At 57.3% G+C, this 12,706-nt stretch carries 15 protein-coding genes and 1 pseudogene; 7 read left to right on the top strand and 9 right to left on the bottom strand.

What is annotated here, in order from left to right; all coding sequences use genetic code 11:
- Positions 1-6: 6 nt before the first annotated feature.
- The gene (tpx, locus tag NR795_RS07605) at positions 7-513 is read right to left on the bottom strand and encodes a thiol peroxidase (RefSeq protein WP_144814957.1); all 507 of its coding nucleotides are present in this window, start codon (positions 511-513) and stop codon (positions 7-9) included.
- 128 nt (positions 514-641) lie between these two features.
- Here tpx and ycjG point away from each other — a divergent pair, with 128 nt between their 5' ends.
- Positions 642-1,607, top strand: a complete 966-nt coding sequence (gene ycjG / locus NR795_RS07600; protein WP_257757797.1) for an L-Ala-D/L-Glu epimerase — start codon at positions 642-644, stop codon at positions 1,605-1,607.
- On the opposite strand, the gene mpaA is transcribed toward ycjG, so the two are convergent.
- Positions 1,598-2,311, bottom strand: coding sequence for a murein tripeptide amidase MpaA (mpaA, locus tag NR795_RS07595; RefSeq protein ID WP_144814962.1), 714 nt, complete (start codon positions 2,309-2,311; stop codon positions 1,598-1,600). The two genes, ycjG and mpaA, sit on opposite strands and share 10 nt — an antisense overlap.
- Before the next feature lie 186 nt (positions 2,312-2,497).
- Here mpaA and NR795_RS07590 point away from each other — a divergent pair, with 186 nt between their 5' ends.
- Positions 2,498-4,114: an ABC transporter substrate-binding protein gene (locus tag NR795_RS07590; RefSeq protein WP_257757796.1), complete on the top strand. Its 1,617-nt coding sequence runs from the start codon at positions 2,498-2,500 to the stop codon at positions 4,112-4,114.
- A 91-nt stretch (positions 4,115-4,205) separates the two neighbouring features.
- Positions 4,206-4,688, top strand: a pseudogene (locus tag NR795_RS07585) (hypothetical protein); the annotation flags it as partial.
- Here NR795_RS07585 and NR795_RS07580 read toward each other — a convergent pair.
- Entirely contained in the window at positions 4,656-5,399 is a 744-nt protein-coding gene (locus tag NR795_RS07580; RefSeq protein WP_144814970.1) for an SDR family NAD(P)-dependent oxidoreductase, read from the bottom strand. The pseudogene NR795_RS07585 and the gene NR795_RS07580 overlap by 33 nt on opposite strands.
- Before the next feature lie 86 nt (positions 5,400-5,485).
- On the opposite strand from NR795_RS07580, the gene NR795_RS07575 reads away from it, so the two are divergent.
- Complete coding sequence (locus tag NR795_RS07575) at positions 5,486-6,040, top strand: TetR/AcrR family transcriptional regulator (RefSeq protein WP_257757795.1); 555 nt, start codon at positions 5,486-5,488, stop codon at positions 6,038-6,040.
- Between the two features lie 76 nt (positions 6,041-6,116).
- On the opposite strand, the gene NR795_RS07570 is transcribed toward NR795_RS07575, so the two are convergent.
- Positions 6,117-6,956, bottom strand: coding sequence for an MBL fold metallo-hydrolase (locus tag NR795_RS07570; protein WP_257757793.1), 840 nt, complete (start codon positions 6,954-6,956; stop codon positions 6,117-6,119).
- A 187-nt stretch (positions 6,957-7,143) separates the two neighbouring features.
- Here NR795_RS07570 and NR795_RS07565 point away from each other — a divergent pair, with 187 nt between their 5' ends.
- Complete coding sequence (locus tag NR795_RS07565) at positions 7,144-7,644, top strand: heme-binding protein (RefSeq protein ID WP_257757792.1); 501 nt, start codon at positions 7,144-7,146, stop codon at positions 7,642-7,644.
- 66 nt (positions 7,645-7,710) lie between these two features.
- On the opposite strand, the gene NR795_RS07560 is transcribed toward NR795_RS07565, so the two are convergent.
- Positions 7,711-8,718 (bottom strand): NAD(P)-dependent oxidoreductase, encoded by a 1,008-nt coding sequence (locus NR795_RS07560; RefSeq protein ID WP_257757791.1) that lies wholly within the window; start codon positions 8,716-8,718, stop codon positions 7,711-7,713.
- Between the two features lie 28 nt (positions 8,719-8,746).
- Positions 8,747-9,145: a RidA family protein gene (locus NR795_RS07555; protein ID WP_144814984.1), complete on the bottom strand. Its 399-nt coding sequence runs from the start codon at positions 9,143-9,145 to the stop codon at positions 8,747-8,749.
- Between the two features lie 130 nt (positions 9,146-9,275).
- Between NR795_RS07555 and NR795_RS07550 the strand changes: the two genes are divergently transcribed.
- On the top strand, positions 9,276-9,869 hold the full coding sequence (locus tag NR795_RS07550) for a TetR/AcrR family transcriptional regulator (protein WP_257757790.1): 594 nt from the start codon (positions 9,276-9,278) through the stop codon (positions 9,867-9,869).
- 14 nt (positions 9,870-9,883) lie between these two features.
- Here the strand turns inward: NR795_RS07550 and NR795_RS07545 are convergent, their stop codons facing one another.
- From NR795_RS07545 to NR795_RS07535, 3 genes are all read right to left on the bottom strand, one after another.
- Positions 9,884-10,621 (bottom strand): metallophosphoesterase, encoded by a 738-nt coding sequence (locus NR795_RS07545; RefSeq protein ID WP_257757789.1) that lies wholly within the window; start codon positions 10,619-10,621, stop codon positions 9,884-9,886.
- Between the two features lie 41 nt (positions 10,622-10,662).
- The gene (locus NR795_RS07540) at positions 10,663-10,998 is read right to left on the bottom strand and encodes a hypothetical protein (RefSeq protein ID WP_257757788.1); all 336 of its coding nucleotides are present in this window, start codon (positions 10,996-10,998) and stop codon (positions 10,663-10,665) included.
- A gap of 168 nt (positions 10,999-11,166) precedes the next feature.
- Entirely contained in the window at positions 11,167-11,853 is a 687-nt protein-coding gene (locus tag NR795_RS07535; protein ID WP_257757787.1) for a B3/4 domain-containing protein, read from the bottom strand.
- Positions 11,854-11,896: 43 nt separating this feature from the next.
- Between NR795_RS07535 and NR795_RS07530 the strand changes: the two genes are divergently transcribed.
- Positions 11,897-12,499, top strand: coding sequence for a helix-turn-helix domain-containing protein (locus NR795_RS07530; protein WP_257757786.1), 603 nt, complete (start codon positions 11,897-11,899; stop codon positions 12,497-12,499).
- Positions 12,500-12,706: the final 207 nt, after the last annotated feature.

Genomic DNA, 12,706 nt, shown 5'->3' with positions numbered 1-12,706 from the left:
CTACGCTTACTGGGCCAGCGCTTGCAGGGCAGCCTCGTAGTCCGGCTCGTTGGTGATCTCGTTCACCAGCTCGCTGAACACAACGGTGTCGTTTTCGTCGATAACCACGACCGCACGTGCGGCCAGGCCTTTCAGCGCGCCATCGGCAATGCCTACGCCGTAGTTTTCGAGGAAGTCGGCGTTACGCAGGGTCGACAGGGTGATCACGTTGCTCAGGCCTTCCGCGCCGCAGAAGCGGGACTGGGCGAACGGCAGATCGGCGGAGATGCACAGCACCACGGTGTCTTTCATTTCGGTGGCGAGCTGGTTGAATTTACGCACGGAGGCGGCGCAAACACCGGTGTCGATGCTCGGGAACACGTTGAGAACTTTACGCTTACCTGCGAACTGCGCCAGCGTAACGTCGGTCAGATCTTTCGCGACCAGAGTGAAAGGGTGTGCTTTGCTACCCACTGCCGGAATAGCACCAGCAACAGCAACCGGGTTGCCCTGGAAATGAACGGTTTGTGACATGAATATCTTCCTGTTTACATATAGTTAACGTCGCCGCTAGTGTACGTGATCGGCCTTAATCACGGCAAACCTATTTTTGTCCCGCTTTTCAACACTATACTTTTAACATTCCGTTAAAGGAGCAAGGAATGAGAACAGTTAAGGTCTATGAAGAGAGCTGGCCGCTGCATTCGCCGTTCGTGATCTCGCGGGGCAGCCGTAGCGAGGCTCGGGTTGTGGTCGTTGAGCTGGAAGAAGAGGGGATAAAGGCGAGCGGAGAGTGCACGCCTTATCCACGCTATGGTGAGAGCGATGCGTCGGTGATTGCCCAGATCATGACCATCGTGCCGCAGCTGGAGAATGGCCTTAGCCGCCAGCAGCTGCAGTCCCTGCTGCCGCCGGGAGCCGCGCGCAACGCCGTTGACAGCGCCCTGTGGGATCTTGAGTCTCGTCGGCTGGGCGTCAGCCTCAAGGAGCATCTGGGCGTAGCGCTGCCGCCGGATTTGACCACGGCGCAGACGGTTGTGATTGGCACGCCGGAGCAGATGGCGGCCAGCGCGGCCGCGCTGTGGGAGAAGGGGGCGCGGCTGCTGAAGATCAAGCTCGATGACCGTTTAATCAGCGAGCGGCTGGTGGCTATACGTACCGCCGTGCCGGAGGCAACGCTCATTGTGGATGCCAACGAATCCTGGCACAGCGAAGGGCTGGCGGCGCGCTGTCAGCTGCTGGCGGATCTCGGCGTGGCGATGCTCGAGCAGCCGCTTCCTGCAAACAATGACGCCGCGCTGGAGAACTTTATCCACCCGCTGCCCATCTGTGCCGATGAGAGCTGCCACGCCCGCAGCAGCCTGAAAACCCTTGCCGGGCGCTATGAGATGATCAACATCAAGCTGGATAAAACCGGCGGGCTGACCGAGGCGCTGGCGCTGGCCAGCGAGGCGCAGGCCCAGGGGTTTACGTTGATGCTGGGCTGCATGCTCTGCACCTCCAGGGCGATCGCGGCGGCGTTGCCGCTGGCCTCCCAGGTGCGCTTTGCCGATCTTGACGGACCAACCTGGCTGGCGGTGGACGTTGAACCGGCGCTGCGCTTCAGCACCGGCCAGCTTCACCTCTGATCAGTCCAGCGCAGCAGGCGCGTCATCGCCTGCAAATAGCGCTCGCTGGCCTCATCGTTTGAGATCGGCGGCAACTCGGCGGTGATGCAGGGCAGGCCAATATCGGCGCACCAGCTGCCGAACGAGCCGGGCGTTTCGTAGCCGACGCTGCGCACCAGCGGCAAGGCAAACGCCCCGGCGAGCCAGTTACCCAGCGGGCTTTGGGTGGGATCCTCAATGCAGGCCAGCGGATCGTGAAACGACACTACCCAGGCCGGGTGCAGGCGGTGAATAAGCTGGCACAGGCTTTGGGTTTCCGGTTCTGAGCCCGGCGCATCACCCGCCAGTAGCACCACGTCCCGGGCGCTGGCGGCGCTGTTCCAGCGATAGACGGTCTCCCCGGCCCGCCAGTTAGCGGCGGGAAAGTTGCGGTTGAGATCGACCCCTTGGGCGTTGGCCCGCAGACCAAGCTGGCAGCCGTCGGGATTCACCGCCAGCACGACGTGGTGATGGCGCAGGGCAGGCTCAAGCGTACGCAACGCACAGGAGAGGGTGACAACAGCCGCGCTCTCGTCCCCGTGAGTGCCGGCGAGGATCAGCCCGCTCTCTCTGGAGGGAACGGGGGCGGGGAACCAGACAAGCGGCGCGCCGAGTCGCGAACGACCATAGTGCTCCATTACCGTAGCAAAAGCGCCCCGTTCGGCGCGTGGGCGTGAGGCGGTCATAGCAATCCTTTCAGACAGGGGATAAACAAAGTGTTAGGCAAAGCGCAGCGCTTTTCAAATTGTTTCATTCAGGATGCGAGCGAGGCAGTAAATATCACCTTATCTTGCTAAGCCGTTTGCATTTCTCCATGCGAAAACAAATAATTATCCCATCTTTTCTCTGGGCATTTGCTATAGGGTCATCTCATGAAATATCCCGTCTCCCTTCTTTGCGCTGCGCTGTGGCTATCCGGTCTCTCTTCACCCTCCTTTGCCGCAGACGTGCCTGCCGGAACCAGGCTGGCGTCGGAGCAGACGCTGGTGCGTCATATTAAAGATGAGCCTGCCACCCTCGATCCTGCTAAAGCCGTTGGGCTACCGGAGATTCAGGTGATCCGCGATCTCTATGAGGGGCTGGTAAACCAGAATGAGAAGGGGGAAATTATCCCCGGCGTGGCAACCAAATGGAGCACCAGCGATAACCGCAGCTGGACCTTTACCCTGCGCAAAGACGCCCGCTGGTCAGACGGCTCGCCGGTAACCGCCCAGGACTTCGTCTACAGCTGGCAGCGGCTGGTCGATCCTAAAACCACATCGCCTTTTGCCTGGTTTGCCGCGCTGGCAGGCATCGGCAATGCACAGAATATTATTGATGGCAAAGCTACGCCGGACACGCTGGCGGTGACGGCGGTTGACCCGCATACCCTGCGCGTACAGCTCGATAACCCGCTGCCATGGTTTGCTAACCTGGCCGCCAGCTTTGCCTTCTACCCGGTGCAAAAGGCCAATGTCGAGAGCGACAAAGCGTGGACCCAGCCGGGCAAGCTGGTGGGTAACGGGGCCTACGTGCTCAAGGATCGGGTGGTCAATGAGAAGCTGGTGCTGGAGCCTAACGCTCACTACTGGGATAATGGCAAAACGGTGATCAAATCCGTCACCTTTATTCCCATTAACCAGGAGTCGGCGGCAACCAAGCGCTATCTGGCAGGGGATATCGATATCACCGAGTCCTTCCCGAAAAACCTCTATCAGAAGCTGCTCAAGGATATCCCCGGTCAGGTCTATACCCCGCCGCAGCTGGGCACCTACTACTATGCCTTTAACACCCAGAAGGGCCCGACGGCCGATGCCCGCGTGCGCCTGGCGCTGAGCATGACTATCGATCGCCGCCTGATGGCAGAGAAGGTGCTGGGCACGGGCGAGAAGCCCGCCTGGCGCTTTACCCCCGAGGTGACCGCAGGCTTTACGCCCGATCCTTCAGAATTAGAGCAGTTGAGCCAGGCCGAGCTGAACGTGCAGGCTAAAACGCTGCTGCAGGCGGCGGGCTATGGGCCGAGCCGTCCGCTAAAGCTGACCCTGCTGTATAACACCTCTGAGAACCATCAAAAGATCGCTATTGCCGTGGCCTCAATGTGGCGCAAAAACCTTGGGGTAGACGTGAAGCTGCAAAATCAGGAGTGGAAGACCTATATCGACAGTCGCAACACCGGCAACTTCGATGTTATCCGCGCCTCGTGGGTAGGGGACTACAACGAGCCGTCCACCTTCCTGTCGCTGCTAACGTCCACCCACACCGGTAACATCTCCCGTTTCAACGATCCGGCCTATGACAAGGTGATGAAGCAGGCGGCGATGGAGCCGACCGCCAAAGCGCGCAACGTGGATTACAACGCGGCAGAGAAGATTCTGGCGCGGGAGGCACCCATTGCGCCAATCTACCAGTACACCAACGGGCGACTGATCAAACCGTGGTTGAAGGGCTATCCGATCAATAACCCTGAGGACGTAGCCTACACCCGGACGATGTATATCGTGGCGCACTAGCCGTTGCTGACTCCTGTCTGTAGATAGAGTCGATTAAATAAACTCCTCAAGCCAGGATGCAATATCCTGGGTTGGGAAGTTGTTGAGCGTTAGTCAAGAGGTACTCAACCGCATCGCCAGCGGGCTACGCTTGACGGGGCCTGAACGCGAACATCTGTTCATTCTGGCGTTTGGCCATCCGCCAGAGACCTATTTCACGCTCTCTACGGATATCACGCCGCGCCTGCAACGGGTGGTGGAGGCGTTTCGCTCTGACGTAGCGCGAGCGGGTGAATCGGCGGAAACGGCCAGCCTGATTGGCGAGCTTTCCCGTCAGAGCCATGAATTTGATGCGCTGTGGCGCAGTAACGATGTCGCCAGCCATGGGGAGGGTGTGAAGCGAATTAATCACCCGCAGGCGAGGAAGATAGAGCTGGAGTTTTCAACGTTTATGGTAGAAGGGCGGCCCGATCTCGCGATGTTGGTTTTTAACCCGGCCAATGAAGAGAGCCGCCGTAAAGTTGACGAGCAGGTAAGACAATCCTTGTCTTACGGCGGCGCTTCAGACCGCCATTACGCCGCCATCCACGAATAGCTCATCCCCTGCAACGAATCGGCTCTCGTCAGAAGCCAGGAACAGTACGGCGCTGGCGACTTCATCTACCTCACCCAGCCGGCCGAACGGTGCCATATTTTGGAAAACCTCTTCCATGCCGTCATTGGCTTGCAAGTAGCTCTGCATCGCCGGAGTAAGGATCATTCCCGGCGAAACCACGTTCACCCGGATGCCCCGCGCTTTCAGATCGGTGGTCCAGGTGCGGGCAAATGAGCGGATGGCGGCTTTTGTCGCGCTGTATACCGACAGGCTGCCGATGCCCTTGCTGCCCGCCACCGAACCGGCAAGGATCACCGTACCGCCGGTAGTCATTAGCGGAAGCGCTTTCTGCACCGTATAGAGCGTACCTTTGACATTGACGCTGAACACCCGGTCAACGTGGGCGTCGTCTATCTCATCAAGCGCTGCAGATTCAGAGATACCGGCATTGGCGAAAACGACATCGATCCGGCCACGCTCGTGTGCGATGCGCTCATAAAGTCGATCGAGGCTGGCAGGATCGGCGACGTCTCCCTGTATGCCAACCGCCCCGTGACCAATCTCCTTCACTGCGATATCCAGCGGCTCCTGACGTCGCGCCGTCACGTACACCTGCGCACCCTCTGCGGCAAAGCGTTTTGCTGTCGCCAGACCGATCCCGTCGCTGCCCCCGGTAATTACCACGACTTTATTGGCAAATTTTTGGCTCATTTCATCACCTTTTCATTAAGTGGAGGATTGTTCCACTTAATAAAGGGTAGTAGCCTCCGCTTAGCGTACAACCACGAGGGCACAAAATGGATAACGAAACGGGATTACGTGCCGATGCACAGCGCAACCGCGAGCGCATTGTTGCTGCCGCCGAAACGGTATTTCTTGAGCAAGGCGCAGGCGCGTCGCTGGAAGAGGTGGCCCGACGTGCAGGGGTTGGCATTGGCACGCTCTATCGGCGCTTTCCCTCCCGCGAGGTACTGCTGGCGGCTGCCTGGAATGTACGTCTTCTTAATTTTGCACAAGTGAGCCGCGCAGGAGATGACGCGCGCGATCCGTTCAGCACGATGTGCGCTTTTTTGGAAGGACTGGTGCGGAACACACAAATCTGGCGGGGGCTGGCGTCATCCCTTGGCACGGTTCTCCAGAGCGGTACGCCGGGCTGTATGGCGGTAACTGAGGAGGGGCGCAGACTGCTGATCCGCGGGCAAGAGGCCGGTTCCTTCCGGAGCGATATCACTTTTGACGATATTGTTTACATCGTCATCGCCGTTTCCCTGGCAGCTGAACAGGAGAATGCCTCAACAACGCGCATTGCCCATCTGGTCGATCTGTTCCTGAATGGGATCCAGGCGCAATAAATGCTTTGTCATGGAACGACCCTATACATAATCTGGCCCTAAAAGCGCCTGCCTGCAGGCAAACAATCAGGCAGCGTTAACCATTTTCACTATTAAAATCAAAGGCCTCTAACTCTATGGCATCATGGCTGCAAAAGAAGGTAATCTCTTGCTTATAGCGACCAAACAGCTCCCGTAACTGCTGTTGCGTACGGTGTCTCGTGCCGTTATCCATCGCCATCATCCACTGATAAAAACGCAGGCCGGGCGTACAGTGCGGTTTTTGCAGGTCCATTTCGCCGCGGTAGAACCAGGCGTCACCCCCATGCAGTAGCCACCCGTTTGGCTGGCTTACGGCAATACCTGCATGCCCGGTGGTATGGCCTGCCAGGGGGACGAGCAGGATCTCCGGGGGCAACCCTTGCAGGGCCGTAACCGCCTCGAAACCGTACCATGTTTCCCCCTGCGGTTTGTAGCCTGTCCAGCCAGATATCCCGCCCCACTGGCCGGGCCGATAGCGCTCGCGTGCCAGCCAGCTGTGCCGCTGCTGTGCGGTATCGATCTCTGTTTGCAGCAGGTGTATCCGTGCGTGAGGAAAATCCGTCAGCCCACCCGCATGGTCAAAATCAAGATGCGTAAGGATGATATGCCGGACATCATCTGCCCTGAATCCCAGCGCTTCTATACGCGAGCGGGCCGTCAGCATTTCCCGTCTTTGAATATTATTCATTACCCGGAAAAAGCCTGACAGCCGTTTTTCCGGCTGACGGACATCGTCCCGGCCAAACCCTGTATCAACCAGCACTAATCCGTCCCGGTCAGTTTCAATAAGCAGACAGTGGCATACCAAATGGGCAAACACGCCTTTACTAAAACCATCAAATAGTGCGCCGCCTACCGGACACATACACCCGCAGTTAAGATGATGAACTTTCATATTTTCCTCTCGGTTATGTGTGATGGCCTACTTAATCATGTTAGGACATACCTCTCTTTCTGCGCGAAGTATCGGTAGGGGCGATATCTGTTTGCGCCCCAGATGACAATATTGTCATCCTCCTGTCAGGTAGTCAGGACAACCGGACGGGTATAACAGCAGGGTGATTAACTCAGGAGAATTAAAGATGAAAAAGCCTATCGCTGCCCTGTCCCTCGCCATGCTGCTTGCTGCTCCGGGCGTGGCGCTCTCAGCCCAGCCAGCGGCGGTCTATGACATGACGCAGGAGCTTGGCAGCAAGCTGGTTACAGAGGCACTGTCTGTCTGTCATGGTATGAACCGTCAGGGGGTAGCGGCCGTCGTGGATCGTGGCGGAAACCTGGTTGCGCTGATGAGGGATGATAACGTGGGGCCGCATAATACGCAGGCTGCGTGGCGAAAGGCTTTCACGGCATTGTCGACGAAAACACCGACTAAACAGCTCGCTGTTAAGGCGCAATCCTCCCCGGACTCCGTTAACCTTAATACCGTTAATGAATTACTGCTGCTGGGCGGCGGCGTACCGGTTAAGTATCGCGGTCAGGTCATTGGTGCCGTTGGCATGGCGGGAACCGGGGGCGCAGAGTCTGACGACCAGTGTGGTGCCGACGCCATTAAAAAGGTATTGGACGAAAACCACCAGGAGTAACACCAGCAGAAGAGGAGACCGGCGGGCGAAGGGTTAGCTCGCCGGTGGGTGTTCCAAACGGGATTTTTATGACGAAGGCAGTTCCAGAACTTCTCCGCCTTCCTGCGCCAGGCGTGCCAGATAGCGCGATGCATCCAGGATCTGCCACGGGAAATAGAGGCCAGACGCGACTGGCGGCATGCCATCCAGGCCGATAAGCCGCTCAAGGAGCAAGGCTATCCCCATTCCCGTCAGCGGTGCCGCGCCGCCCGGATGCACGACCGCGTGTCGGGTGTGAAGGGCCTGCCCAGCGTGATCCAAACCAGAAATATCCAGCAGGATCTCCGTTGATAATGCGCCGCCTTTACGTCGGCTTGAGCTGACCCCCTGACCCAAGTCGAACTGAACGCTGCGCGCGCCGGTCGCGGCGGCCAGACCCGTCACGTCGATTGAGGAGAAGCCGGCGGCATGAATTTCAGTGCCGTCCAGCGCGGAGAAAACGGTTTTGGCATCATCGCCCTCGCGCCAGAGCCAGATACCCTCCCGGAGCGTGAGTGCCGCAGGCAGAAGGTGATTCAGATGTTCGAAATCTGCGGCCACCGCCGGACCGCCGGTATCCTCTTCATCAACCAAAGCACCAATGCGGATCTCCTCTACCTGGCTGAATGATTTCGCCAGATGGAGCGCAGGCACCGTGGTTGCGCCTACCAGCCACTCGTAGCCAAGCACGATCGCCGAGGCCGTTGGGGCATGCATAAAGCTGGCGATTTCCGGGGCTATCTCGAATATTCCCGACGAGATACTCAGATGCGGTACGCCGCGTTTCTGGGCGAAGCGGAGGCTGGCAAGGGTGTGATCCTTATAGAGAACGACCACCGCGCTGACGTTTTGCTCACCCAGGCCCAGATCGTCAGAGGCCGTGTCGATTACAACACCTTGCGCATGACCCATTTCTGCCGCTGCGCGCTGAGCCTTGCTAAGATCGCGTCCCCCTATGAGCAGAGGAACATCAGGATAAATGGCCTGTATTGCCCGAGCGGTCTGGTGACCAATAGCGCCGGAACCGCCCATTAACAGGATAGGATCGAATGACATAAGCGTTTCTCCTCGTTTACGTGACAAGCTACGAACGGCCAGGGATGCGGGCAATTACCTTGATTTCGAAATCAAATCCTGCGAGCCAGGTAACGCCAACGGCTGTCCAGTTTGGATAGGGAGGTTGTGGGAAAATAGCCTGTTTGACCTGCATGATCGTGGGAAACTGATTTTGTGGGTCAGTATGGAAGGTGGTGACATCGATAAGATCGTCAAAGGTGCAGCCCGCAGCCGCCAGCGTGGCCTTCAGGTTATCAAATGCCAGCTGCACCTGAGCAGCAAAATCCGGCTCCGGCGTGCCATCGGCGCGGCTTCCCACCTGGCCAGAGACAAACAGCAAATCGCCGGAACGGATCGCGGCAGAGTAGCCGTGCTCTTCATAGAGCGCATGGCGGCTGGCGGGGAAAATCGGTTCGCGCTGAATCATAGGGTATCCTTTACTTTTGTTCAGGGTGAAAAAAACGTAAAGCGCAGCACGGATATATGGTTTAATATACGCGGCGTATGTGAAATTAAGCACACATACGCCGCGTATGTCAAATAGATATGGAGAGGGTATGGTTGCCAAGCGACGCAGCGAAACGATGGAAGAGAACCGCGAAAAACTGATCGCGGCAGCGCGGAAATCCTTTGCTGAAAAGGGGTTTGCCGCTGCTTCAATGGATGAGTTAACCGCCAGCGTTGGGCTAACACGTGGCGCGCTCTATCACAATTTTGGCGATAAAAAGGGGCTGCTTGCCGCCGTGGTAGCTCAGATTGATGGTGAGATGGCAGAACGTGCCAGGGCTGATGCCTCTCATGCCAGCAACGACTGGGAAAGGTTGTTGGCCGAGGGCGTTGCCTACATCAAGATGGCGCTGGATCCAGAGGTGCGGCGCATCGTGCTGCTTGATGGCCCGGCGTTTCTGGGCGATCCTGCCCAGTGGCCTGGGCAGATTAGCTGCCTTGACGCCACCCGCCAGACGGTTAAAAAAATGCTTGAGGACGGCGTGCTTAAGGCCGTAGATGCCGATGCCGCAGCGCATATGTTAAACAGCGCTGCGATGAACGCGGCGATCTGGATCGCGGCCAGCAACGAGCCGGAGAGGGCGCTGCCGAAAATTATTGACGTGTTTACGCAACTGGCAAGTGGCTTACGCCAAAGCTCGTAAGAAGCATAATCATATTAAACACACACATGATGGCTAGAAAGTGCGTTGCTGACGTAGCGGTGAATCATTAACGCAGGTGGATCACCTACCGGGGGGACGTTTTCCGTTCCAAACCATACTGGATTGGCCGGGCAGACGGAGCCACAGATATAAGCTGGAATGCCTGCAAACGTGCCTGCTACCGGCCTGTGCACGTGGCCAGAAGACAGGGCGAGCAGCCTGTTTGGGGTATCTCGAATAAGCGCTTCCAGCTTGCCCAAACCTTTGCACAGGGTTTCATCCAGGGTCGGTATGCCGGAAGCGAATACGTGATGATGCATAAACAGCAGCGATGGAGAGTTTTCGGCGTCGCTAAATTGTTTATCCAGCCATGCGAGGTGGTCAGTCACATTACCATAGTCCTGATTATCCACCGTAGAATCCAAACCGATCAACCGCAGGCTGCCAGCGTCATGAATGAAGTGCAAAGCTTCCGTGGATGCATCATTTGTCCACGGACTCTCACCCCATACCGAACGTATCAGATGTCGATCGTCTGAGTTTCCCGGCAGTATCAAGGAGGGGTAACTCTGCTGATCTAAACGCGCCGCTATCTGTTTATATCCTTCAAGCCAGTGGTTATCCGTTAAATCACCGGATAGTACCAAAACATCCGGTTGCAACTGCGCCAGCCATGCAAGCACACGGTCAAATCGAGACAAGCAATCATTTTCAGGTGAGGCGTGAATATCTGAAACCTGCGCTATCAACATTGGTTTTTCCTTATCATGAGAGTCGGAACAATAGGCGGCTCCTAACACAGGCTCAGGAATTGGCTCATCTCATCACGGCTGGAAAGGCTAATCTGTTTTGCCGGACTGGCTTTTGCAAACACCGCCAGATGTCCCTGATAGCTGCTCGATCCCGTTCGCGTCTCATACGCGGCCGCCCAGTCCAGAAGCGCCGCAAAATCGGTCGCGGAGCCGCTGTTTCGTATTCCCCGGGCCTTGATATTATCTACGCATTCGGTGGGGGCAGGGGTTAGCCAGATAATATGCGTAGCGTAGGCAACAACGCTCTCGGCAATCCAGCCATAGACGCCCTCTATAATCCAGCGCGATTCACGCGCGATCGCCAGCGCGTCCTGCAAAACAGCTTCTTTTGCTCGAGCCTTACCGTAACCGCCTGGTTCCCAGTTAAGTGTGTCTAAATCCGTGACAGGCAGTGCGATCTTTTCTGCCAGTCGCATAGCCAACCAGCTTTTCCCCGATCCGCTATTGCCTATGATGAGCACACGTTGTATGTCACCAGGCATCGATCAGCCTTCAACCAGCGTAGTGTTAAATTCCAGGCCGGGCATCATCTGCGTAAGGCCGTCGGTGAGCATGTTGCCTGCGGCGTGCAGCGCATCAAGGGGCATCTCCGGCAGGCTTTCCAGAATAAACCACATCTCTCGATCGGATGCGCTTAGACGGGTGCGAACGCCCTGACGCCAGTTCCAACGGCGACAGGTTACGCCGATATCGTCACGCCAGATAACTTCCCCCGGCTCCGGCGACTCGGCGGTGGGCAAGCCCTCCTTGAAAGTATCGAACGTTTCCGTACCGTCGGCAATGACCAACCTCGGCAGGCCGCTGTAGGCAGCGAAATTTTCTCCGCCCACCGGCACAGCATAGCGCAGGCTAACTGCATTATAGAGATCGACAACCGGATCCAGCGCCGCCATGGTGCCGTCCCGCAGCACCCGCTTACGCAGCGCTTCAGCAGAGCAGGGTGTACGTTTGGGCTTGGCACCAAAGGCTTTGAACACCTCACTCCAGGCGTTCAGATGACTTTCTGCCCACGCGGGTTGACCGTCAAGCACGGCCTGACAGGCCTCTTTCAACGCTCGCTCCCCAAGCTGAATATCACCCAGCGGCGCGGCTTTCACATAGATACTTAACGCACGAAAGCCGGGAGCGATACGTGCCAGCTCCGGGCTGATTGACGGTAACGGTATGGACATCGCATAATCCTTTAATGACTGATTTATTCCATGATATCGACCGATGACCAAAAAAGTCAATATAGCGACCACAAGCGGTGCCGACGTTAGCACCATCAATCAAGCGGTTTCCCAGCGCATCAAGCTCTACCGCAGCCAAAAAAAGCTGTCGCTCGACGAGCTTTCGCGCCTGGCCGGCGTCAGCAAGGGGATGCTGGTGGATATTGAAGGCTGTAAGGCTAATCCCAGCATTGCGTTGCTGTGCAAAATTGCAGCGGCAATGAACGTCTCCGTTGCCGACATCGTGAACGTTGCCAGTGAACCGACGGTACATCTTATCGACCGGAGTGATATTCCCGTGCTGTGGCAGGGAGATAAGGGCGGAAGCGCGAAGCTGCTGGCGGGTACACGCGGGCCGGATATGCTGGAGCTGTGGCAGTGGGTGATGCAACCCGGCGAAGCGTTTGCCTCATCGGGCCATCCTGCCGACACCTGCGAGCTGCTGTTTGTCAACCGGGGCCAGCTCACGCTTCAGGTTGATGGACGTGATTATGTTATTAACGAAGGGTGCTCGGCGGTGGCCAGCACCGACCGGCCCCATGCCTATAAAAATAACACCCGCGACGCGATTGAATTCACCATGACGGTGTATGAAAAAAGCCGCTGATAGTGACCGGAAAATAATTAGCGTGTAGGCCCGGTAAGCGCAGCGCCACCGGGCTTGTATGTGTTCATCCTCGTAAATAAAGAGAGTGTTCAGTCTTGCCTGGCGGCGTCGCTGACGTCTGAGCCAACCCCTCTCCACCTTCCTGACCCAGAGGCGCAACCCTGGACAGAGGCGTGGCCCAGTGCCAAACCTGATTATGACCGGGTT

It is taken from the genome of Pseudescherichia sp. L3 (assembly GCF_024656065.1).
Classification (GTDB): domain Bacteria; phylum Pseudomonadota; class Gammaproteobacteria; order Enterobacterales; family Enterobacteriaceae; genus Pseudescherichia.
This window is presented reverse-complemented; position numbering and strand designations above follow the sequence as displayed.